23 protein-coding genes and 1 tRNA gene are annotated in these 22,926 nt (G+C 48.0%); 17 read left to right on the top strand and 7 right to left on the bottom strand.

Translation table 11 applies throughout. The annotated features are described in order from the left end of the window. Window positions 1-2 precede the first annotated feature (2 nt). Window positions 3-974, bottom strand: a complete 972-nt coding sequence (locus tag C4S60_RS18075) for a calcium/sodium antiporter (protein ID WP_103881761.1) — start codon at window positions 972-974, stop codon at window positions 3-5. Between the two features lie 291 nt (window positions 975-1,265). Between C4S60_RS18075 and mlaF the strand changes: the two genes are divergently transcribed. The 8 genes from mlaF (at window position 1,266) to C4S60_RS18035 (ending at window position 6,637) form a co-directional block, all read left to right on the top strand. Continuing rightward, a complete protein-coding gene (mlaF, locus tag C4S60_RS18070) occupies window positions 1,266-2,060 on the top strand; it encodes a phospholipid ABC transporter ATP-binding protein MlaF (RefSeq protein WP_103881760.1) in 795 nt (264 codons plus the stop codon). 1 nt (window position 2,061) lies between these two features. Continuing rightward, window positions 2,062-2,850, top strand: coding sequence for a lipid asymmetry maintenance ABC transporter permease subunit MlaE (gene mlaE, locus C4S60_RS18065; RefSeq protein WP_103881759.1), 789 nt, complete (start codon window positions 2,062-2,064; stop codon window positions 2,848-2,850). A 16-nt stretch (window positions 2,851-2,866) separates the two neighbouring features. After that, window positions 2,867-3,352 (top strand): outer membrane lipid asymmetry maintenance protein MlaD, encoded by a 486-nt coding sequence (gene mlaD / locus C4S60_RS18060; protein ID WP_103881758.1) that lies wholly within the window; start codon window positions 2,867-2,869, stop codon window positions 3,350-3,352. Window positions 3,353-3,356: 4 nt separating this feature from the next. Next, window positions 3,357-3,998: an MlaC/ttg2D family ABC transporter substrate-binding protein gene (locus C4S60_RS18055; RefSeq protein ID WP_103881757.1), complete on the top strand. Its 642-nt coding sequence runs from the start codon at window positions 3,357-3,359 to the stop codon at window positions 3,996-3,998. Beyond that, on the top strand, window positions 3,998-4,297 hold the full coding sequence (locus C4S60_RS18050; protein ID WP_103881756.1) for an STAS domain-containing protein: 300 nt from the start codon (window positions 3,998-4,000) through the stop codon (window positions 4,295-4,297). The genes C4S60_RS18055 and C4S60_RS18050 overlap by 1 nt, the downstream gene beginning before the upstream one ends. A gap of 9 nt (window positions 4,298-4,306) precedes the next feature. Further along, entirely contained in the window at window positions 4,307-4,561 is a 255-nt protein-coding gene (gene ibaG / locus C4S60_RS18045; RefSeq protein WP_103881755.1) for a BolA family iron metabolism protein IbaG, read from the top strand. A 9-nt stretch (window positions 4,562-4,570) separates the two neighbouring features. Further along, the gene (murA, locus tag C4S60_RS18040; protein WP_103881754.1) at window positions 4,571-5,836 is read left to right on the top strand and encodes a UDP-N-acetylglucosamine 1-carboxyvinyltransferase; all 1,266 of its coding nucleotides are present in this window, start codon (window positions 4,571-4,573) and stop codon (window positions 5,834-5,836) included. Window positions 5,837-5,908: 72 nt separating this feature from the next. Continuing rightward, the gene (locus C4S60_RS18035; RefSeq protein WP_103881753.1) at window positions 5,909-6,637 is read left to right on the top strand and encodes a 1-acylglycerol-3-phosphate O-acyltransferase; all 729 of its coding nucleotides are present in this window, start codon (window positions 5,909-5,911) and stop codon (window positions 6,635-6,637) included. A gap of 48 nt (window positions 6,638-6,685) precedes the next feature. Here the strand turns inward: C4S60_RS18035 and C4S60_RS18030 are convergent, their stop codons facing one another. The 5 genes from C4S60_RS18030 to arcA all read right to left on the bottom strand — a co-directional run bounded on the left by C4S60_RS18030 (window position 6,686) and on the right by arcA (window position 11,216). Further along, window positions 6,686-7,075, bottom strand: a complete 390-nt coding sequence (locus C4S60_RS18030) for a RidA family protein (RefSeq protein ID WP_103881752.1) — start codon at window positions 7,073-7,075, stop codon at window positions 6,686-6,688. A 106-nt stretch (window positions 7,076-7,181) separates the two neighbouring features. Then, window positions 7,182-7,643, bottom strand: a complete 462-nt coding sequence (gene pyrI, locus C4S60_RS18025) for an aspartate carbamoyltransferase regulatory subunit (protein WP_103881751.1) — start codon at window positions 7,641-7,643, stop codon at window positions 7,182-7,184. Window positions 7,644-7,656: 13 nt separating this feature from the next. After that, window positions 7,657-8,586: an aspartate carbamoyltransferase gene (gene pyrB / locus C4S60_RS18020; RefSeq protein ID WP_103881750.1), complete on the bottom strand. Its 930-nt coding sequence runs from the start codon at window positions 8,584-8,586 to the stop codon at window positions 7,657-7,659. Window positions 8,587-8,865: 279 nt separating this feature from the next. Continuing rightward, window positions 8,866-9,870, bottom strand: coding sequence for an ornithine carbamoyltransferase (argF, locus tag C4S60_RS18015; RefSeq protein WP_103881749.1), 1,005 nt, complete (start codon window positions 9,868-9,870; stop codon window positions 8,866-8,868). Between the two features lie 125 nt (window positions 9,871-9,995). Further along, window positions 9,996-11,216 carry an arginine deiminase gene (gene arcA, locus C4S60_RS18010; RefSeq protein ID WP_103881748.1) on the bottom strand — a complete coding sequence of 407 codons (1,221 nt, stop codon included), beginning with the start codon at window positions 11,214-11,216 and terminating at the stop codon, window positions 9,996-9,998. A gap of 563 nt (window positions 11,217-11,779) precedes the next feature. On the opposite strand from arcA, the gene rraB reads away from it, so the two are divergent. Both rraB and C4S60_RS18000 read left to right on the top strand, forming a co-directional pair. Further along, window positions 11,780-12,196 (top strand): ribonuclease E inhibitor RraB, encoded by a 417-nt coding sequence (gene rraB / locus C4S60_RS18005; RefSeq protein WP_103881747.1) that lies wholly within the window; start codon window positions 11,780-11,782, stop codon window positions 12,194-12,196. A 122-nt stretch (window positions 12,197-12,318) separates the two neighbouring features. After that, window positions 12,319-13,119, top strand: coding sequence for a glycosyl hydrolase 2 galactose-binding domain-containing protein (locus C4S60_RS18000; RefSeq protein ID WP_103881746.1), 801 nt, complete (start codon window positions 12,319-12,321; stop codon window positions 13,117-13,119). A 93-nt stretch (window positions 13,120-13,212) separates the two neighbouring features. Here the strand turns inward: C4S60_RS18000 and mutS are convergent, their stop codons facing one another. After that, complete coding sequence (mutS, locus tag C4S60_RS17995; protein ID WP_103881745.1) at window positions 13,213-15,774, bottom strand: DNA mismatch repair protein MutS; 2,562 nt, start codon at window positions 15,772-15,774, stop codon at window positions 13,213-13,215. A 143-nt stretch (window positions 15,775-15,917) separates the two neighbouring features. Here mutS and pncC point away from each other — a divergent pair, with 143 nt between their 5' ends. The 7 genes from pncC (at window position 15,918) to C4S60_RS17960 (ending at window position 22,924) form a co-directional block, all read left to right on the top strand. Next, window positions 15,918-16,418, top strand: coding sequence for a nicotinamide-nucleotide amidase (pncC, locus tag C4S60_RS17990; protein ID WP_103881744.1), 501 nt, complete (start codon window positions 15,918-15,920; stop codon window positions 16,416-16,418). 184 nt (window positions 16,419-16,602) lie between these two features. After that, window positions 16,603-17,640 (top strand): recombinase RecA, encoded by a 1,038-nt coding sequence (recA, locus tag C4S60_RS17985; RefSeq protein ID WP_103881743.1) that lies wholly within the window; start codon window positions 16,603-16,605, stop codon window positions 17,638-17,640. A gap of 90 nt (window positions 17,641-17,730) precedes the next feature. After that, the gene (recX, locus tag C4S60_RS17980; protein WP_103881742.1) at window positions 17,731-18,195 is read left to right on the top strand and encodes a recombination regulator RecX; all 465 of its coding nucleotides are present in this window, start codon (window positions 17,731-17,733) and stop codon (window positions 18,193-18,195) included. Window positions 18,196-18,342: 147 nt separating this feature from the next. Continuing rightward, a complete protein-coding gene (gene alaS, locus C4S60_RS17975) occupies window positions 18,343-20,928 on the top strand; it encodes an alanine--tRNA ligase (RefSeq protein WP_103881741.1) in 2,586 nt (861 codons plus the stop codon). A 217-nt stretch (window positions 20,929-21,145) separates the two neighbouring features. Then, window positions 21,146-22,333, top strand: a complete 1,188-nt coding sequence (locus C4S60_RS17970; protein WP_103881740.1) for an aspartate kinase — start codon at window positions 21,146-21,148, stop codon at window positions 22,331-22,333. Window positions 22,334-22,425: 92 nt separating this feature from the next. Beyond that, a complete protein-coding gene (gene csrA, locus C4S60_RS17965; RefSeq protein WP_004415691.1) occupies window positions 22,426-22,623 on the top strand; it encodes a carbon storage regulator CsrA in 198 nt (65 codons plus the stop codon). Between the two features lie 208 nt (window positions 22,624-22,831). Beyond that, window positions 22,832-22,924 (top strand) — tRNA-Ser (locus C4S60_RS17960). The last annotated feature ends 2 nt before the right edge of the window (window positions 22,925-22,926 follow it).

Here is a 22,926-nt window from a genome sequence, read left to right as displayed (position 1 = left end):
TCCTAAGCGGACATATTGGCAAACAGATAGATCTGATAACCGAGAAACAGGGCGAATAAGGCAAAGCCCTCAAAACGGTTGATGCTCTTTGATTTTCCTAATGCCATGATCACCAGTAACAGTGACACGCCTAACATGACCCAAAAATCTCGCCCCATAGCGTGTTCGCTGAGGATTGACGGATTGAGGATGCCCGGAATCCCCATTACGGCGAGAATATTGAATACGTTGGAGCCAATGATGTTACCCACCGCCATATCGTCTTCGCCTTTGAGTACGCCCGCCAGAGACGCAGCAAGTTCGGGCAGACTGGTACCAATGGCAATGATAGTCAGACCGATGACCAAATCGCTCATTCCAAAATATTGGGCAATGGTCACGGCACTGTCGACCAGTCGATCCGCCGCAAGCGGTAGGATAATCAGACCTATCACTACCCACATCGCGGCTTTACCATTGCTCACGCCTTCCGGAATTTCCGATTCTTGTTCTTCGAGCATTGCGTCGCTATTACCACTTTCTTTTTCCGCTCGGCTGATTCTGAGCATCGCCAGAATAAAGGCGGCGAATAAGGCAAACAGAACGATGCCTTCATAGAAACCTAAGTGGCCATCCCACAGGATCATGCCAGCAATTAATGTGACAGCAATCATCAAAGGAAGTTCGCGTCGTAACACCGCCGATGAGATAGAGAGCGGCTTGATCATCGCGGTTATCCCAAGAATCAACGCAATATTGGCAATATTAGACCCTAAAACATTACCCACAGCGGTGTCGGTTTTGCCTTCCAGTGCCGCCGTGGCGGAGACCATCATTTCTGGTGCAGAAGAACCCATGGCCAGAATAGTCATACCGATGACCAGAGGAGAGATTCCTACATTGCGCGCCAGAGCGGCTGCACCGAATACTAACTTGTCGGCACTCCAGACCAGAAAAACCAATCCGATTATCAGAAACACCACAGCTTCGAGCATGTTTTTATCCACTTTTATTTTTTCTGAGACATTTGGCGGCTAATTTTGACGCTTTGGCGACCAAAATGGAAGTCGAACAACAAATAAAATCACAATAGTCAGCAGAACCTAATACGCTATTACTATGTGCTTTTTTCTTTAGGGGGGATAAAGGAGTGTTTTGTTGTGTCAGATGAGGAAGCCTAAGAGTGTAAATTGTTCAGCAAGTTAGCGTTATGGGTTTCATTTGTCACTGTGTGTCATTATTATGGATGAACAGAGGATATTGTTAAGTGACAAGTAGGGAAATGTATGTCAAACAATGACTTGGTTTCCGTTAAGGGACTGTCTTTTTCGCGTGGCTCACGTGTCATCTTTGATGACATTGATTTGCACGTGCCTCAAGGAAAGATCACCGCCATTATGGGGCCTTCAGGCATTGGCAAAACCACACTGCTTCGACTGATTGGCGGGCAGATCGTGCCAGAACAGGGTGAGATTTGGTTTGAAGGTGACAATATTCCCGTACTTTCCCGCAAGCGCCTTTATCAGGTGCGTAAAAAAATGAGCATGCTGTTCCAGTCGGGTGCGCTGTTCACCGATCTGAATGTTTTTGACAATATCGCCTTCCCCCTCCGGGAGCATACCTTGCTAGATGAATCGATGATCCGCACCTTGGTGTTGCTCAAACTGGAAGCTGTTGGTCTCCGAGGAGCGGCCAATCTGATGCCTAGTGAGCTATCCGGTGGTATGGCGCGACGGGCCGCACTCGCTCGGGCCATCGCTTTGGATCCACAGTTGATTTTATATGACGAACCTTTTGTCGGACAGGATCCGATTACCATGGGGGTGTTGGTGGAACTCATCAGTAAGCTCAACCAAGCGCTGAATCTGACCTCGGTTGTGGTTTCCCATGATGTGCCAGAGGTGATGTCGATTGCTGACTGGGTGTATCTGCTGGCCGATGGCAAGGTGGTCGCAGTTGGCACGCCCCAAGAGCTCAGGGATAATCCTGATGAGCGTGTTCAGCAGTTTCTTTTGGGGAATGCCGACGGCCCAGTACCGTTCCGTTACCCTGCAAAGTCGTTGAGTGAGGAGCTGTTCTAATATGTCATCACCAACTCTGTGGATTCAGAAAGCTGGCCGGCGAACCTTGTCTTTATGTCAGGCATGGGGCAGAGCCAGCTTCATGTTAGCCGGTGTCCTGTTGTCTCGACCGCAGCCCAAAAGACATTTCCCTCTGTTGCTTAAGCAACTGCACAATGTCGGGGTACAGTCGCTGGCTATCATTATGGTGTCAGGGTTGTTCATCGGTATGGTATTAAGCCTTCAGGGTTATGTGGTACTGGTGGACTATGGCGCTGAGGGCAGTTTAGGCCAGATGGTAGCACTGTCGTTACTGCGGGAGTTGGGCCCCGTCGTCACTGCGCTGCTTTTTGCTGGTCGTGCAGGTTCAGCACTAACGGCCGAGATTGGCCTGATGAAAACGACTGAACAACTGTCGAGCATGGAAATGATGGCAGTCGATCCATTAAAACGGGTCATCGCTCCCCGCTTTTGGGCCGGGGTGATTTCCATGCCGTTATTAGCCATGATTTTTATGTCGATAGGTATCTGGGGAGCTCAGTTGGTCGGCGTAGACTGGAAGGGCATCGATCATGGCAGTTTCTGGTCAGCCATGCAGTCATCGGTTGAGTTAGGCCGAGACATTGGTAATAGCACGGTTAAGTGTCTGGTGTTTGCAATCACCGTCACCTGGATTGCACTGTTCAATGGCTATGATGCGATTCCGACCTCTGAAGGTATCAGCCAGGCAACGACCAGAACGGTGGTGCACTCTTCTTTGGCGGTACTAGGACTGGATTTTGTGCTCACAGCACTGATGTTTGGCAATTAGGATTAAGGGCAGGTTCATGCAACAAACAAAACGATTAGAATTGTGGGTAGGCAGCTTTGTCATTATTGGTTTTTGCGCAATTCTGTTCATGATTTTTCAGGTCGCTGACGTGAAAGGGCTGGGTTCTGGTAAAACCTATACCCTTGAAGCCAGGTTTGACAACATTGGTAGTCTGAAAGTGCGCTCACCGGTAAAAGTCGGTGGGGTGGTGATTGGTCGGGTAAGTGAGATTCGTCTTGATAGTGAGAGTTACTTGCCAATGGTGATGTTATCGATCAGCAGTGATTACCGCTTTCCAGACACATCGAGTGCACAGATCCTCACATCCGGACTGATTGGTGAGCAGTATATCGGTCTGGTACCGGGCTTTATTTTTGATGATGAAGGCTATCTGGCGGACGGTGATCGAATTGAAGACACTAAGTCAGCGCTGGTACTCGAAGATATGATTGGTCAGGTGCTATACAGCATCGGTGGCTCTGACGGAACGAACAAGGAGTAAGGAAATGCTGAGGAAGTGGTTGTTATTGCTGTGTGCGTGTTTCGTCTCTCTGGGAGTTCTGGCTAATGAGATTGATGCGACCAAACCCTACGATATGATGCAGAAAGTCGCAGCCAAGACCTTCAAGCGCCTGGCGGATGAGCAAGGGCTGATTCGGGAAAATCCGAACCACCTCAAAGTAGTGGTTGAAGAAGAGTTGATGCCGTACGTCAATGACCGGTATGCGGCACTCAAGCTGTTGGGGCCTAACTTGAAGGGGGCCAAGCGTGCCGATGTACTGGAGTTTGCCAAAGCATTTCGTGCCTACCTGGTGACTTCCTATGCTCAGGTGCTAACCCAGTATAGTGATCAGGATATACAGTTCGGGCCAGAGCCAGTTATGGATGACAAAACAACCATCATTGGGGTTCGGGTGACGATATTGGACTCACCAAGGCCGAATATTAATCTTGAGTTCAAGTTGAGAAAGGATAAAAAAACCAGTGAATGGAAAGCGTTTGACATGATAGCCGAAGGCATCAGTCTGCTATCCAGCAAACAGTCGGAATGGAATACCAAAATCCGTCAGGAGGGGATTCTCACCGTTGCTAAGGAACTGGAAACACTGGCTGAGGCACCGATTCGATTTGAGGGTAGTCAGAAATAATGCCGGCGCAACTGAAGCAAACAAGTCAAAATGTGATGGCCTTGAGTGGTGACATCGATCGGGATACTGTTCCTGAGCTTTGGAAGCAGTTTCAATCGGTTAGTTTCGGTAGCCCTCATTTTGAGCTGATGCTGGAGAAGGTAAATCGCATTGATTCTGCCGGATTGGTGATGCTAATCCACTTATTAGAGCATGCAAAAAATCAAAAGTGTCATATAATGCTCAGCTTCGTGCCCGATGAGCTGAAAATACTGTTTCAGCTGTACAACGTTGAATCAGTCTTTGAAAAACACATTTAGGAGTATCTTGTGGATAGCACAAAAGTACAGGAACTATTACAAAACGCATTGAATCTAGAAGAGCTGCACGTTAAAGGTGAAGGCAGCCACTATGAGGTGATTGCGGTAGATGCTCAATTCGAAGGCATGAGCCGAGTTAAAAAGCAGCAGATGATCTATGGTCCTCTGATGGAATACATTCAGCGTAATGACATCCACGCAGTTTCAATTAAAGCCTACACTCCTGATGAGTGGGCTCGTGATAAAAAGCTGATGTCTCTGTAAGGTTTATTGATGGATAAGTTTCGAGTAATTGGATCGAACCAGCCACTTTCTGGTGAGGTGTCGATCTCTGGTGCTAAAAATGCAGCACTACCTATTTTATTTGCTTCTATTCTGGCGGAAGAGCCGGTAGAGGTGGCCAACGTACCACATCTTCGTGATATCGATACGACAATGAAATTGCTGGGTCGCCTGGGTGCCAAAGTGCATCGCAACGGCTCAGTGTTCGTCGATGGTAGCGAAATCAACGAGTTATGTGCGCCTTATGACCTGGTGAAAACCATGCGTGCATCCATCTGGGCTCTTGGTCCACTGGTGGCTCGTTTCGGTAAAGGCCAGGTTTCTTTGCCAGGTGGCTGTGCGATCGGTGCTCGTCCAGTGGATTTGCACATCCACGGTCTGGAGCAACTGGGGGCGACTATTACCCTTGAAGATGGCTACGTGAAAGCGGAAGTCGACGGTCGTCTGAAAGGGGCTCACATTGTCATGGACAAAGTCAGTGTAGGTGCGACTATCACCATCATGTGTGCCGCGACTCTGGCGGAAGGGAAGACCGTTCTTGATAATGCAGCGCGTGAGCCTGAGATTGTTGATACCGCGGATTTCCTTAATAAACTGGGAGCTAAGGTATCTGGTGCAGGTACCGATACCATTACGATCGAGGGCGTTGAGCGCTTGGGTGGTGGTAAGCACTCTGTGGTGCCGGACCGCATTGAAACCGGTACGTTCCTGGTTGCTGCAGCGGTTTCGGGAGGCAAGATTGTCTGCCGTAATACCAATGCTCACCTGCTTGAAGCGGCGCTGGCTAAGCTTGAAGAAGCGGGAGCTAAAATTGAAACGGGTGATGATTGGATTTCACTGGATATGACGGGACGTGAGTTAAAGGCGGTCTCGATTCGTACCGCACCACACCCAGGTTTCCCTACGGATATGCAAGCCCAGTTCACTTTGCTGAATATGATGGCGAAAGGTGGTGGTGTCATCACTGAAACGATTTTCGAAAACCGTTTTATGCATGTACCTGAGCTGATGCGTATGGGGGCAAAAGCGGAGATTGAAGGCAATACGGTGATCTGTGGTGATGTAGAAACCTTAAGTGGTGCCCAGGTGATGGCAACGGATTTGCGTGCATCAGCCAGTCTGGTTATCGCGGGTTGTATTGCTCACGGTGAAACTATCGTCGATCGCATTTACCACATCGATCGTGGTTATGAACGTATTGAAGATAAATTGTCAGCACTTGGCGCGAACATTACGCGTGTCGCCGGTTCTGAATAACCGTATCTAGATATTGATAAGCCGAAATCTGAAGGTTTCGGCTTTTTTTTGAAGCAATTGTCGGAGAACAAAATGGTTGCTTTCCTTCGCTGCATTGCAGTGGTTATATTTGCGGTGATCATGTTCGTATTTGGCTGTGGTTACTGTTTACTGAGTCCGAGAAACCCTAAACACGTGTTCACGTTTGGGCGTTACTTTGGTGCTATGTCGAAGATTTTTGGTGTTAAGTTAGAGCTTCGCTTACCTGAAGATGCTTACAAACGTGGTCAGCATGTCTATATTGCCAACCACCAGAATAACTGGGACCTGTTTACCGTATCGTCAGCAGTGACGCCCAATGTGGTCACTGTGGGCAAAAAGAGTTTGTTGTGGATGCCATTGTTTGGTCAGCTCTATTATCTGACAGGCAATATCCTTATTGACCGCGCTAATCGCAGTAAGGCCAAAGGGACGATCGATCAAGTGGTCGATAACATGAAGCAGAGTAACTTGTCAGTGTGGATGTTCCCGGAAGGTACGCGTTCGCGTGGACGTGGCTTACTGCCCTTCAAAACAGGGGCATTTCATGCCGCAGTTGGTGCCGAGGTGCCGATCATTCCTATCGTTTGCAGCAGCACGGGTCACTTAAAGCTGAACAAATGGGATAACGGACATGTTATTGTAGAGATGCTTCCGCCAGTTTCGATAGAAGGTTACGGCAAAGATAATGTCAGAACGTTAGCGAAGAACTGTCATGCTCAAATGGCAGAGAAACTGGAGCAGCTTGATGCTGAAGTCGCTGAACTGAATGCTCGAAAATAAACAAAAAAGGGTTGTCTGAGACAACCCTTTTTTACATTCGCAGCGGGATTATTTGCGTACAGCAATCGCTTCGATTTCGATTTTCACATCTTTTGGCAGGCGAGCGACTTCCACACATGAACGTGCCGGGTAGTGCGCCACCTGATGCTCATCAAAGAACTTGCCATACACTTCATTTACGGTACCAAAGTCGTTCAGATCTTTTACGAAGACCGTCATTTTCACGATATCTGTAACCGTCAGACCAGAAGCTTCGACGACGGCTTTCACATTATCCAGCGACTGGCGTGCCTGTTCTGCGATGTCTTCTGACACTTCACCCGTTTGTGGGTTTACCGGGATTTGGCCTGAAGTAAGCACCATGTTGCCTAGGTCTACACCTTGAACATAAGGGCCGATTGCCGCTGGAGCAGCTTCTGTATGAAGTACTTTTGTCATCGTTTTTTCCATTCTTATTGGAGTAGTAAAGAGGCTTAAGACTGCCTCCAGGCTCAATAAAAATCAAGCCTACAAATAGCAGGCTTGAACATTATTGATGATAAGACTAACGCTCTGTCACGATTTCACGTGAGTAAACCTTTTCGCAGTACTTACACTTGAGACGGATATCGTCGTGCTTTTCAAACACCTTGAAGCTGCTGTCTACGGGTTCATTGTGGGTGATGCAGTTGCTGTTTGGGCACTCAAACACAGCAGTGATGGTTTCTGGCAGTTCTAGCGCCAGCTTTTTACACACCTCGTAGTTTTCAATCTGGTTTACGGTTGCGTGAGGTGCGTACAGTGCGAGCTTGTTGGCTTGTTCTTCCGTGATGAAAACATTTTCAATCTTGAGTAAATCTTTGCTGCCCAGCGCCGATGAAGGCAGGTTAAGGCCAATGGTGACGCGCTGTTTTGACTGGTCCATCGCAAACAGTTTCAGTACTTTAATGCCGATGTTTGCCGGGATGTGGTCGATTACCGTGCCGTTTTTGATCGCTTCGACTTGCAATTGTGTTTCTTTAGCCATGACAGATATCCCCTTAAAGTACTTCGTTAAGAACAAGAGCGAGCAGAGCTTCGCGTGCATACACACCGTTTTCAGCTTGCTGGAAGTAGTAGGCGTAAGGTGTTTTGTCGACATCGACGGTGATTTCATCCACACGTGGCAGTGGGTGTAACACCTTCAGGTTACTGCGCGCTTCTTTTAGCGTGTCGGCAGACAGGATATAAGCGGATTTGATGTGGGCGTATTCTGATTCATCAAAACGCTCTTTTTGTACGCGAGTCATGTAAAGAATATCTAGCTCAGGCACCACGCTGTCGATGTCAGTGTGCAGGCTAAACTGGATACCTGCTTCTTCCAGTTCCTCACAGATATAGTCAGGCATAGCAAGCGCTTCTGGTGCGATGAAGAAGAAACGTACGTTGTTGAATTTCGCCAGTGCCTGGGTTAACGAGTGTACGGTACGGCCGTATTTAAGGTCACCGACAAACGCCACATTGATGTCGTCCAGACGGCCTTGGGTTTCATAGATACTGTAGAGATCGAGCAGGGTCTGTGTTGGATGCTGGTTTGCGCCATCTCCTGCGTTGATAACCGGAACACCGTTGGAGAACTCAGAAGCCAGACGTGCTGCGCCTTCTTGCGGGTGGCGCATCACGAAGGCATCGACATAGGAAGAAATTACCTGCACAGAGTCTGCTAGCGTTTCGCCTTTTTTCGCCAGCGACGTGTTGCCACCACTGTCGAAACCAATCACATCACCGCCGATGCGTTGGATAGCCGTTTCGAATGAAAGTCGGGTACGTGTCGACGGCTCAAAGAAACAGCTCGCGACGACTTTATTCTTGATTAACTCGGGTTGAGGGTTGGATTTCAGTTGACCCGCCGTCTTTACAATGAGCTCAAGCTCTTCGCGTGACAGTTCCGGAATCGAGATAATGTGCTTTTGATAGAGCGTATTCGCCATGTTTATCTTCCCTTTAGTGACAACCAGACCAGATATTTTCTCTAAGCGAAGTTAGAGATTAACGACCATAAAAAAGCCCCCCATATTGGGAGGCTTAGAATTCGATAGGAAATAATAACGGTGCGTGATAAGCAAATTGCTTATCGAGTGTGTGCAGTGATGTCAAACTCGCTTGCGCCATTAATCGTTCCCCTGACAAATTGCCGAGAATTATACGCCCAAAATTTGCGAGCGCAAGCGATTACATCAAACATTTAGCGTCGATTATTGTGAACTTTGTTAACTGCCTAACGTCGCCACCATGACCGCTTTGATAGTATGCATACGGTTCTCTGCTTCATCAAAAACGATTGAATATTCAGACTCGAACACATCATTGGTCACTTCAAGACCGTTGAGCCCATATTTATCCGCAATTTCTTTACCTATCGTCGTCTGATCGTCATGGAAAGCGGGTAAACAATGCATAAATTTCACGTTTTTATTGCCTGTGGCACGAATCATGTCCATGTTGACCTGGTACGGTTTCATAAGGGTGATACGTTCTTCCCAGGCTGATGCCGATTCCCCCATAGAGACCCAAACATCGGTATATAAAAAGTCGCAATCAGCCACCCCTTGTTGCACGTCCTCTGTCAAGGTGATGCTGGCTCCTGTAGACAGAGCGATGCTCTGGCATTCATCGATAAGGCTCTGCTCTGGCCAGAAAGCTTTGGGTGCGACCAAGCGTATGTCCATGCCCATCTTCGCCGCGCCGACCATCAACGAGTTACCCATGTTATTGCGTGCGTCGCCGAGGTAAGCGAATGTCATTTGGTGGAGCCGTTTGCCTTTGCCATGTTCCAACATGGTGAGAAAATCGGCCAGGATCTGGGTGGGGTGGAACTCGTCTGTCAGGCCATTCCATACCGGCACTCCGGCATGAGCGCCCAACTCTTCGACAATCTCCTGACCAAAACCGCGGTACTCAATACCATCGTACATTCTGCCCAGAACCCGAGCGGTATCTTTCATCGACTCTTTGTGTCCGATCTGTGACCCTGACGGGCCGATATAAGACACCTGAGCACCTTGATCAAATGCAGCCACTTCAAAAGCACATCGGGTACGGGTTGAGGCTTTCTCGAAGATAAGTGCGATGTTTTTGCCAACCAGTTTTTTCTGTTCCGTGCCAGCATACTTTGCTGCTTTGAGTTCTTTTGAAAGGTCGAGTAAAAACTGAATCTCTTTTGGCGTAAAGTCGAGAAGCTTGAGAAAGTTTCTATTCCTTAAGTTGTAAGCCATATTCCGTACCCCTGTTGTCTAGTTTGCGTTCTATTTAAACATATAAATTCTTATTTTGTGAATAGTTATTTTGTTTTTTTGCAAAAAAAGCCCCTTAAAGGGGCTTTTGGTAAATAATTATGTTCTTAGATGCCGTCACGTTCAATTGGACAGCTCATACAGCGGGCTCCGCCCCGTCCTCGTCCCAGTTCGTTACCCGGAATCGTGAGAACCTGAATGCCCGCCTTATCATATTTTTCATTAGTATAGACGTTACGCTCATAACCAATCACAACACCCGGTTTGACGGTCAACACGTTGTTCGCGTCATTCCACTGCTCTCGCTCGGCCTCGTAATTGTCACCGCCCGTAGTGATGATCTTGAGGTGATCAACATCCAGAGCACTTTCAAGTGCGCTTAGGTAGTTGGGCAGTTTTTCCACTTGCATCTGACCACTGCTGGCTGGCGTCAGCCTCCAGGTGTCCAGTTTGTCATTGATGATTTCTGGATACACAGAGAAGGTATCCACATCCATATGTGTCATGACCGTATCCAGATGCATACATGAACGGTGTTTCGGTAGATCGATAGCGATAACCTGACTTGCCTGACCGGATTTAAACAGGTTGGCTGCCAAATTCTCAACCCCTTGAGGGGTGGTGCGCTCAGAAATGCCGATCAGAACGGCACCTTTGCCTATAACCAGGACATCGCCACCTTCGATATTGGCGTTGTCATAGTGAAGGTCTTCATTACCAAAGTAGTTTATGAAGTTCTGACCTGCGAAGATCGGGTGCCAGCGATAAATGGCTCTCAGATGGTTCGTTTCACGTTGACGAGCGGGTTTCATCATTGGGTTCAGTGAGACACCACCATATACCCAGCATGACGTATCACGTGTGAACAGGTGATTAGGCAGCGGCTCGATGACAAAATCCAGCGGTCGGCTCATTTTTTGAAGGATGGAAGGGGTCTTGATCGGAAGTTCCGAGTAGGCCAGACCACCCAACAGAATTGACGCCAGCGGATCGTCGTCCAGGTCGGCAAGATAGTTACGTAGCTCTCCTGCGAAGATGGGCCCGTATCGAAAATCTGAAATCTGAGTATTGAGCAGCCACGCCTTGGCTTCAGGGACTGCCAGCGTCTCGACCAAAAGATCGTGTAACAGCAGTACTTCCACATCCTGACTACGCAGTGTGTTGGCAAATGCGTCGTGTTCCTCGCCAGCCGCTTCAACCGCTAATACGTCATCAAACAGCAGCTCATGACAGTTCGATGGGGTGAGGTGGGTTAGGGCTCTCTCTGGACGGTTTAACAGTACACGGCGCAATTGGCCGACTTCCGATCCAACGTACAACTTACTCATTGTGATTCCTTTCAGCTTTGACTGCCGCTATTTATGACAAGCTTGTTATCAAGATGCAAGTCAAAATGTCAGTGTATGTTGCTGCAATAGCTGTAATTTGCAGTGATTTTAAGGATAAAAAAAGAAAAATGCAGATAATGTCTTTACCGTCATTTCTCGATTTTGCTGCGAGAAGAGTGCGTGCTTATGCAGTAAAATGTCCGATGTCAGCCGTACTATTCATGAACATTAACTGCATAAAAAAACGAATCTATGCATTTTTGTCGCGGTTTAGTGACTAAAACAAGGACAGTATCCAGTGTAGCTTGCAAATAGGATATGCAAAATTGCCTCATAACCTTGCTGGCACAAAATCAGGAGACAGGTTATGCCTGCCACTTACATTACGCTGAAATAACCAGCGGAGACAAAAATGTTAAAATAATGTTTCTGTGATCTCGATCGGATTGAAGCGCAACCAAGCATTCGAAAATTTGTTATGAAAGATCTCGCTTTGATCTTTCGATCTTTGCTCACATCTCGTATCATTCATGCCGTTAACCTATTTATAGCTGGAGCACTCTATGTCTCAACAAGATGAGTATATGTCCGTTGAAGAACTGATCGAGATTCAAAAAGAAGAAACTCGCGATATCATTCAAGCCCTAATTGAAGATGGAAGTGATCCAGAGGCGTTGTATGAGATCGAACATCACCTGTTTGCTGAAGACTTTGATCGACTAGAAAAGGCGGTTGTTGAAGCATTCAAGATGGGCTTTGAAGTACTGGAAGCGGAAGAGACAGAAGACGAAGACGGGAACAAGTTGTTGTGTTGTGATGCGACGATGGAATCTACGCTGAACGCAGAGCAAATTGACGCTCAAGTTGAGAAGCTAGTTAATCTGGCCGAAAAATACGACATCATTTATGACGGTTGGGGCACTTACTACGAAGGTGAGGATGCTCTGTATACTGACGAAGATGATGAAGACGAAGAATAAGTCCTCTAGTTTTCCGAAAAGGCCAGCCATGCTGGCCTTTTTGTTGTCTGCCTCAGGTTGACTATCTTTCCCCCATTGATTTGATTATACTGCGCTAAATATGATCTAGGTCAATTCACACCATGAAGAAAAAATTGGCTGGCTTATGGCAGCTTTCCCCCCTCAGCGATCTTTCCATCCCTCAAGATGATCTCTCTTTTCCTGGCGCACTGAGCCAAGTTTTACCTGATGCTCTGTCTGAACAGGCGATCACGGAGCAGGAATGGCATTTGATGCACGACTTCGAGCTTAGTGAGGCGGAGCTACAAAATCCGGCCGTGGATCTGGTGATCGGCGGTATCGACTATTATGCCGAAATTCGTATTAATGGGCGCGCAGTGCTGGACTGCGACGGAAGCGAAACCGTTTATCGCAGAGAGATCCGAGCTCACCTCCAAGAGGGGCTCAATCGCATTGAAGTGTTGTTTCTGGAACATGATGAAGATGACTATCTGATGGATGACGAGCCGAGTCTGCTCTGCCCGTTAACCGTGCCAACTCGACTGTCAGAATCGAGAATGGGGATATGGCAGGTCCCGTTCTTACAGTTCATTCCTCACGTTCGGCTTGAGCATGTCGCCATGGAACAGATCTGGCACCATGGTGGTGGCTGTGAGTTCAAAGTTGATCTGCATTATCAGACTTTCAAGGCAGGACTGGTGTCTGCTATGGTCAAATTTGATGGTATGACCTATCAGTTGCCAATTGATGTAAGAGCGCAGCGTGCGTCTGCCCTGTTTCAGATAGAAGCGCCAAGGTATGCCGATCCAAAGAATCCAGATACCAAGGATCTCTATAAGTTGAATGTGGAGTTAGATGGTCAGTTACAGCAGTTTGATGTGGCATTGAGTGAGTCGTTGTGTGTTACTCATGTCGCGGTGTAAATGCGTCAGCGATGTCGGTGCTATTACGAGCTCATTGTTGAAAGTCAGGATTGATGCCCTCCACAAAGGGAGGGCTTTTTGCTGTTAGCGGGGCTACAGCAATTGTTTCAATCGGTACAACTCTTCTAGCGCCTGTCGTGGCGTTAAGTCATCGGGATTGATTTGCGCCAGTGCTTCTTCTACCTCACTAGGTTCAGGTATTAAACTTAGCTGATTCGCGATGTCGACCTGAGGAGAGTCTGCTTTAGCTGGCTTTTGTCCTAGCTGCTCAAGCTGGGTCAGCTTTTGTCTTGCATTCTTTATTACGGCCTTCGGTACACCAGCCAGTCCGGCGACTGCCAGACCGTATGATTTACTTGCTGCGCCTTCTTGAACGGCGTGCATAAAGGCAATGGAGTCACCATGCTCTACCGCGTCTAAATGGACATTGGCTAAATGGGGAAGCTGATTCGGCATTTCGGTGAGTTCAAAGTAATGGGTCGCAAACAGTGTCATTGCGCCGACCTTGGTCGCCAGCCATTCGGCACTTGCCCACGCAAGGGACAGACCGTCATAGGTACTGGTACCCCGACCGATTTCATCCATAAGCACCAGGCTATGTTGCGTCGCATTGTGCAGAATATTGGCCGTTTCGGTCATTTCGACCATAAACGTAGAGCGGCCAGACGCCAGATCATCTGATGCACCGATACGGGTGAAAATGCGATCCAAAGCACCGATTTCTGCGGACTCCGCCGGAACGTAAGAGCCTATGTGGGCCATCAGGGCAATCAGGGCCGTTTGGCGCATGTAAGTCGATTTACCCCCCATATTCGGACCGGTAATGATCAACATCTTGCGTTCCGGGTGGAGAGCGATTGGGTTGGCAATAAACGGTTCATCCATTACTTGCTCGACAACCGGGTGGCGACCCGATTGAATGTGAATGCCTGCACGGTCACTCAGCGTTGGGCGGCAGTAATCCAGGCTTTCAGCACGTTCGGCCAGGTTTTGCAGTACATCCAGTTGAGACAGTGCTGAAGCCAGGTTTTGTAGTTGCTCAAGGTGTGGAAGCAGCAGATCAAACAGCTCATCCCATAGCTTTTTCTCAAGCGCAAGTGCTTTGGACTTGGAGTTCAACACCTTGTCTTCATGTTCTTTCAGTTCTGGAATGATGTAACGTTCGGCGTTTTTCAAAGTTTGACGACGAATGTAATGTGGCGGTACCAGGTGACTCTGGCCACGACTGACCTGAATATAGAAGCCGTGTACATTGTTATAACCTACTTTCAGCGTATCGATGCCGTGGCGATCCCGCTCGTCATGTTCCAATTTCTCCAGATAAGCGGTTGCCCCGGTCGCCAAATCACGCCATTCATCCAGTTCTGCGTTATAACCATCGGCAATTACCCCACCGTCTCGTATTACGACTGGCGGATTATCTTTTATGGCTTGCTGCAGAAGCTCAGCCAGCGATTCCATGGGGGCTGAATACTGGGCCAGTTGCTGCAGATAAGGATGGCACACCGTCTCCAAGCTGACGGCTAATTCCGGTAACTGCTGTAATGCACTACGAAGGCGTGCCATGTCACGTGGCCTTGCTGAACGCAACGCAAGACGAGCTAATATACGCTCGATGTCACCAATGTGCTTCAGCGTTGGTGCCAGTTCAGTAAATAGGGCATCCTGCTTGATTTCAGCAATTGCATCCAGTCGGTAGTTCAGCGTTTTTTGGCATCGCATGGGCTGGTGGATCCAGCGTTTTAACATTCGGCTGCCCATAGCGGTGGCGGTATAATCCAATACCTCTGCTAGCGTGTTGTCCTGGCCACCTGAAAGGTTTTGCGTTAACTCCAGATTGCGCCGAGTTGCGGCATCTAGCACCACGGATTGATCCTGACTGACCAGAGTCAGCGAGCGGATGTGCGGTAAGGCGGTTCTTTGGGTATCTTTTACATATTGGATCAGGCAACCAGCAGCGCACAAACCCAGTTCGCAGCTTTCAACACCAAAACCGACCAGATCTTTGGTGCCAAATTGTTGATTGAGCTGCTGCCTCGCGGTATCAATCTCAAATTCCCACACCGGGCGGCGGCGATTGCCGTTGCGTCCAGCCATCACTTCTACTGGTTCAAAGTCTTCCGGAAAGAGCAACTCTTTGGGGGCTGTACGTTGCAGTTCGGCCAGCATGGCTTCTTCGCTACCCGGTTCACAAAGTTGAAAACGTCCAGAGGTAATATCCAGAGTAGCGTAGCCAAATTTACCGTTTTGGTGATAGATTGCGGCAATAAGATTATCGAGTCTTTCTGAAAGCAGGGCTTCATCGGATACCGTTCCCGGGGTGACGATGCGAACCACTTTGCGTTCTACTGGACCTTTGCTGGTCGCAGGGTCACCAACTTGCTCACAAATAGCGACGGATTCCCCAAGTTGAACCAGTTTGGCTAAGTAGCCTTCAACTGCATGAAATGGAACTCCCGCCATCGGGATAGGTTCACCTGCGGATGCGCCGCGTTTGGTCAGAGAGATATCGAGCAGTTGCGAGGCACGCTTGGCGTCATCGTAAAAAAGCTCGTAGAAGTCACCCATTCGATAAAAGAGCAGAATATCTGGATTCTCGGCTTTGAGCTTCAGGTACTGCTGCATCATTGGCGTATGTTTTTGTTCCGCTTTCACTGTCACATCTTTGCTGCTGGTTTCAATTGCAGCTAAGGATACGTGAAACCGACCTGAGCGGAAAGAGGTTACTTGGCGATACGCAGAACTGACCACCCTAAGGGGGCGAGGTCTAATATTATCTGGCGTTAGGAGATTGATGGATGAACAGTATTTCAGAGGTAAGCTTGAATCTGGGTCTGTTGCTAGAGCAAAAGAATCAAATCGTAGTGACAGCAGAGTCGTGCACTGGTGGTGGCGTAGCGGCGGCGATTACCGATATAGCAGGCAGTTCAGCGTGGTTTGATCGAGCATTTATAACCTACAGTAACGATGCAAAAATTGATATGTTGGGTGTGGCTACCGAAACGCTTGGTCGGTATGGAGCGGTGAGTGAAGCTGTGGTAACTGAGATGGCGCGAGGTGCTTTGCGATACTCTAAGGGAACATTAAGTGTTGCTATTAGCGGCATTGCAGGGCCCGGAGGAGGCAGTGAAGAAAAACCGGTTGGCACCGTGTGCTTTGCATGGGCTTCACAAGAGGGCTGGTCGAAAGTAGACACTTGCCTGTTTTCAGGCGATCGTGCAGCGGTGCGTGAACAGGCGGTCATGCACGCACTGCTTATCCTGTATCGACATGTATTGGAAGATGAGTCTTTTTGCTAACTCTTCGACAATTGAACCCGATCGCAAGAAAATTTTCATACAGGTATAGACACTGTATGAATCAACAGTATAATAAAACTCATATCGCGATGTTTTTGAATGCATCGCTTACCCGATTAAAAACAGCCAAAGCAAGCAAATTGCTAAGAGCGTATATCCGTAAAGGATAGTTGTGGAGAAAGTAATGGACGAGAATAAACAGAAGGCGTTAGCCGCTGCATTAGGTCAGATTGAAAAACAATTTGGTAAAGGCTCGATTATGCGCCTTGGTGACAACCGCACCATGGACGTTGAGACCATTTCTACAGGTTCACTTTCTCTTGATATTGCCCTGGGTGCCGGCGGCCTGCCAATGGGTCGTATCGTAGAAATCTACGGTCCGGAATCATCGGGTAAGACAACGCTTACGCTTGAATGTATTGCTGCTGCTCAAAAAGCAGGTAAAACTTGTGCGTTTATCGATGCTGAGCACGCGCTAGACCCAGTCTACGCGAAAAAGCTAGGTGTTGATATCGATGCGCTATTGGTTTCTCAGCCTGATACGGGCGAGCAAGCGCTGGAAATCTGTGATGCGCTGGCACGTTCAGGGGCGATTGACGTCATGGTTGTCGACTCGGTTGCAGCGCTAACACCAAAAGCCGAAATCGAAGGTGAGATGGGTGACAGCCATATGGGTCTGCAAGCGCGTATGCTTTCTCAAGCAATGCGTAAGCTGACCGGTAACCTTAAGCAGTCTAACTGTATGTGTATCTTCATCAACCAAATCCGTATGAAGATTGGTGTGATGTTTGGTAACCCAGAAACCACCACTGGTGGTAATGCGCTTAAGTTCTACGCATCTGTTCGTCTTGATATCCGCCGCACTGGCTCTATCAAAGAAGGCGATGAAGTCGTGGGTAACGAAACTCGCATTAAAGTAGTTAAGAACAAGATTGCTGCGCCATTTAAACAAGCAGAAACTCAAATTCTATACGGTCAAGGTTTCAACCGCTACGGTGAGCTTATCGACCTGGGTGTTAAGAACAAGCTTGTTGAGAAAGCAGGTGCTTGGTACAGCTACAACGGTGACAAGATTGGTCAAGGTAAAGCAAACGCGTGCAAGTTCCTGCGTGAAAACCCAGAAGCAGCACAGGCGATTGACAGCAAATTGCGTGAAATGCTACTGACTCCTGCGATGCCAGAAGAAGCAGAAGCAGGTGAAGCGCCAGCAGAAGAGTTGTAACTGACCACAGTATGACTGACAAAGCCCTGCGATGCAGGGCTTTGTTGTATCTGCACTACGACGTTAATCCACTTTGAGTTATGACATAGTATGTATCAACGTAAACCGCCCACACTGTCAGCAAAAGAAGCTGCGATCCAACTATTGAGCCGCAGGGATCACGGTGAATACGAGCTGTTTCAGAAGCTCAGTGTCAAAGGCTATGAAGACGGCGACATCGAATCTGCCATCGCATTCTGTAAAGAATGTCGTTATCTGGATGATCTGCGGTTTGCAAAAAGTCAGATCAGGCAACATGTGTATAAAGGGCATGGGGAGCGACGTATTCGTCAGGAGCTTAGCCAAAAACGGGTGTCGGAGTCGGTCATTGATGAGGCAATGGCAGAAGAAGAAGTGGACTGGTTTGAACTGGCGAAGACCACCGCCGGGAAAAAGTTCCGCAACGGCAAGTCGGCCGATCCCAAGGAATATGCTAAGCAAGTCCGTTTTTTACAGTATAGAGGCTATAGTTTCGAGCAGATCAACTATGCTTTAACTGCTTTGGAGAGTGATTAACCTGCCTGTAACTGCTTGTCTTGTCGTGAATACTCTCCAAATTTCCTTCGTTTCATGCCTTTTTTGCCAGAACACTAGGCGAATCCTTATTCATGGGGTTACAATATGCCCCCAAAATCTAACTCGAATTATTTCAGGAAGAGCTGCATGTACATGAGCACAGATGAGGTTCGCAACGCGTTCCTTAAGTTCTTTGAGAGCAAAGGGCACCAAATCGTAGACAGTTCATCGTTGGTTCCACACGATGACCCAACTCTGCTTTTCACTAACGCCGGTATGAACCAGTTTAAAGACTGCTTCCTTGGCCTTGAGAAGCGTAACTACACTCGTGCCACTACGGCCCAGCGTTGTGTTCGCGCTGGTGGTAAGCACAACGACCTTGAAAACGTTGGCTTTACTGCTCGTCACCATACTTTCTTTGAGATGCTGGGTAACTTCAGCTTCGGTGACTACTTCAAAGAAGATGCCATCAGCTTTGCCTGGGAATTCTTGACTGACACGCTCAAACTGCCAAAAGACCGTCTGCTGGTTACTGTTTATGAAACCGATGACGAAGCATTCGAGATCTGGAACAAGCAAGTTGGCGTACCTGCCGATCGCATTATTCGCATTGGCGACAAGAAGGGCGGTAAGCCATACGAGTCAGATAACTTCTGGCAGATGGGTGACACTGGTCCTTGTGGTCCTTGTACAGAAATTTTCTACGATCACGGTGAGCATATCTGGGGCGGTCGTCCTGGTACTCCAGAAGAAGACGGTGACCGTTTTATCGAGATCTGGAACAACGTATTTATGCAGTTTAACCGTCATGCCGACGGCACGATGGAACCGCTACCTAAGCCATCTGTGGATACCGGTATGGGTATTGAGCGTATCTCCGCAATCATGCAGGGCGTTCACTCAAACTACGAAATCGATGTATTCCAAACGCTAATCAAAGCAGCGGCAGAAGTAATCGGTTATGAAGACCTTTCTAACCAGTCACTGCGCGTAATCGCCGACCACATTCGCTCGTGTTCATTCCTTATCGTTGACGGCGTAATGCCATCAAACGAAGGTCGTGGCTACGTGCTTCGCCGTATTATTCGTCGTGCAGTGCGCCATGGTAACAAGTTAGGTGCACAAGGTGCTTTCTTCTACAAACTGGTTGGCACACTAGCATCGGTAATGGGCACGGCAGGTGAAGAGCTTAAGAAGCAACAAGCGGTTGTGGAAAAAGTACTGCGTATCGAAGAAGAGAACTTCGGTCGTACTCTTGAACGTGGTATGACAATCCTGACCGAAGCACTTGATAATCTTGGTGATGAGAAAGTGCTAGATGGCGAAACCGTATTTAAGCTTTACGATACCTACGGCTTCCCGGCAGACCTGACTAACGATGTGGCTCGTGAGCGTGAGTTTGCTATCGACGAAGAAGGTTTTGAGAAGGCGATGGAAGCTCAGCGTCAACGTGCACGTGAAGCTGGCCAATTTGGCACTGACTACAACGCTGCAATCAAAGTTGACACTAACACTGAGTTCTGTGGTTACACTGGCACAGAAGGCAGCAGCACCGTTGCAGCAATGTTTGTTGAAGGCAGCGAAGTTGAAGCGCTATCTGCTGGTGACAAAGCGATTGTTGTTCTTGAAGAGACACCGTTCTATGCAGAGTCAGGTGGTCAATGTGGTGATGCTGGCGTACTGAAAACGTCATCAGGCCTGTTTAAAGTCGAAGACACTCAGAAGCTTGGTAACGCGATTGCGCACCACGGTGAGCTAACTGAAGGTGTACTGGCGAAAGGCGACGACGTTGCGGCAACTGTCGATGCAGAGCGCCGTGCGGCTATCTCACTAAACCACTCAGCAACGCACTTATTGCATGCGGCACTTCGCCAAGTTCTGGGTGAGCACGTAACGCAGAAAGGCTCACTAGTGAAGCCTGACAACCTACGTTTTGACTTCTCTCACCTTGAGGGGATGACCAAAGCGGAAATCAAACAAGTTGAGCGCCTGGTTAACGCACAGATCCGTACTAACCACGTGATCGAAACCAACGTAATGGACATCGAGTCTGCAAAAGCAAAAGGCGCGATGGCTCTGTTTGGTGAGAAGTACGATGATGAAGTTCGCGTACTTTCTATGGGTGAGTTCTCCACTGAGCTTTGTGGTGGTATCCACGCAAGCAACACCGGTGATATTGGCCTATTCAAAATCACTTCAGAAGGTGGTATTGCCGCGGGTATCCGCCGTATCGAAGCCGTAACCGGAGAAGCGGCCCTTGATGCTGTTGAAGCGCAGGCATCTCAGTTTGAGGCGAAACTTGGCGATGCAGCGAGCAAAGCGAAATCGCTAGAAAAAGAAATTCAGCAGCTAAAAGATAAACTAGCGGCTGTTGAAAGTGCCAATATTATGGGCAAAGTAGAGCAAATTGGTGGTGTTCAGGTACTTGTTGCAGCTCTGGAAGGCGCTGATAGCAAAAACCTACGTACCATGATGGATAATGCTAAGAACCAGATGGGTAGCGGTATTGCACTTATTGCTAATGTTGCTGATGGCAAGGTTGGTTTGATTGCGGGTGTGACTAAAGACCTGACTGGTAAAGTAAAAGCTGGCGATCTGGTGAAAATGGTCGCTGAGCAAGTTGGCGGTAAAGGTGGTGGTCGTCCTGATATGGCTCAGGCGGGTGGTACCGATGTGGCTGCACTACCTGACGCACTAAAATCAGTGAAAGGTTGGCTGGAAGAGCGTCTTTAACAATTTGATTTATTAAATAAATGCCCAATCAATGAACATTGATTGGGCATTGTTGCTTCTGGTCGATATCTATTCAGACGATCAATTGCACAGTGCATTACTGCACATTTATTTAATAAGCGGCGCTGTTTGTGTCGCTTACTAATAGGGAGCGGTCTTTAAAGATCGTGAGATGAAAAACTGGCAACCAAAAGTTGCCTTGGGAAGGTGAAGACTGGTGAAAAGACCACTTATTGTGCAAAAGTTCGGTGGAACTTCTGTTGGCTCTGTAGAGCGTATTCATAATGTTGCAGAGCATGTAATTCGAGCTAAAAATTCAGGTAAGCAAGTTGTAGTCGTAGTGTCGGCGATGTCGGGAGAAACGAATCGTCTGGTGGAACTTGCTAAACAAGTGGACAAAGTGCCCAACGTAAGAGAGCTGGATGTATTGTTGTCCGCCGGAGAACAGATATCCATGGCTTTGCTGTCTATGACGTTATGTAAGCTGGGCTATTCAGCAGTATCTCTGACTGGCGGTCAGGCACGAATTACAACCAACAATCACCACAACAATGCGACGATCAGTGATATAGACACCAGCGTGATAGATGATCACCTTGCCCAAGATAAAATAGTGATAGTCGCTGGGTTTCAGGGCATTAACGAGATTGGTGATATTACCACCTTGGGGCGTGGTGGCTCCGATACAACGGCCGTCACATTAGCTGGTGCCCTGAACGCGGAAGAGTGTCAAATCTTTACCGATGTTGATGGTGTGTACAGCTGCGATCCGCGCGTGGTTGGCGCGGCAAAGAAACTGGACACTATCGACTTCCCTACCATGCATGCTATGGCCTACAAAGGAGCAAAAGTACTCCACATGCCTTGTGTGACTTACGCTTGGGAGCATCAGGTGCCGTTGAGGGTGTTGTCCAGCTTCGAAGCAGGCAATGGTACTTTGGTTGCTGGTAACGATCCTCAGCCTGGGATTGGTGGTCTGGCGATTCAAAAGCAGATGATGGCGTTGACCATTGACACGGCTCATGTTGATTTAGTCGACAAGCAAAAACAGATGCTTGGGGTCGAGGAAAGCCTTTGGGTGACAGATTCTGCCTACAACCATTTGGTGGTGAAATTAGATTGTTGTGACAAACTAAAAATGGTCATTGACGACAAAATTGTCGTTGAGCAAGAAGTGGCCCTATTAACGTTAGTCGGTCGCCAAGCGATAGAGCAAGCATCACAGTATCAACAACTTCTCAACTTATCAGACATTTCTGTTCTACACTTTTGTGAGGATAAGCACTCAATTACATTGGTATTGGAGCCGGGAACTATCGACAAAGCGGCTAACGTACTGCATGATAACTACATTATCACCAGTGAATCCGTTGAGAGAGCAGAAAAACAGGTACATTTGGGGTAAATACTTTACATAAGATAGTTTACGAAAATATAACTTTTGTTGGATAATAAGTTTCGTAGCAAGATAATTAGAGAATACTCAAGGAGCTAAGAATGCTGATTTTGACTCGCCGTGTTGGTGAAACGTTGATGATTGGTGATGAAGTCACTGTTACTGTACTAGGTGTTAAAGGTAACCAAGTTCGCATTGGTGTAAATGCTCCTAAAGAAGTTTCAGTGCATCGTGAAGAGATTTACATGCGCATTCAAGCGGAAAAAGGTAATGGTAACGTTGCGTCTGGCAACTACTAATCCTTAAAAGAGGGCTGGCATTATGCCGGCCTTTTTGATGCGTGAAATTCGGCAGTTTATAGAGGTGTAAAGTCGGATTTTGCCCAGGAAAGCTACGATTAAATGGTGGTTTGGTTAATTTGCCAACGGTCGGTCTGTTTTTTCCTAATTTTACCAAGAAAATGTTTGACTTATTTTTGGTAAATCGTAATATGTGCCTCCGCAAGACGGTGAGGTGGCCGAGAGGCTGAAGGCGCTCCCCTGCTAAGGGAGTATACGGTTTGTAGCCGTATCGAGGGTTCGAATCCCTCCCTCACCGCCATT

Origin of the sequence: Vibrio hangzhouensis, assembly GCF_900107935.1 — a bacterium.
Taxonomy (GTDB): Bacteria; Pseudomonadota; Gammaproteobacteria; order Enterobacterales; family Vibrionaceae; genus Vibrio; species Vibrio hangzhouensis.
This window is presented reverse-complemented; position numbering and strand designations above follow the sequence as displayed.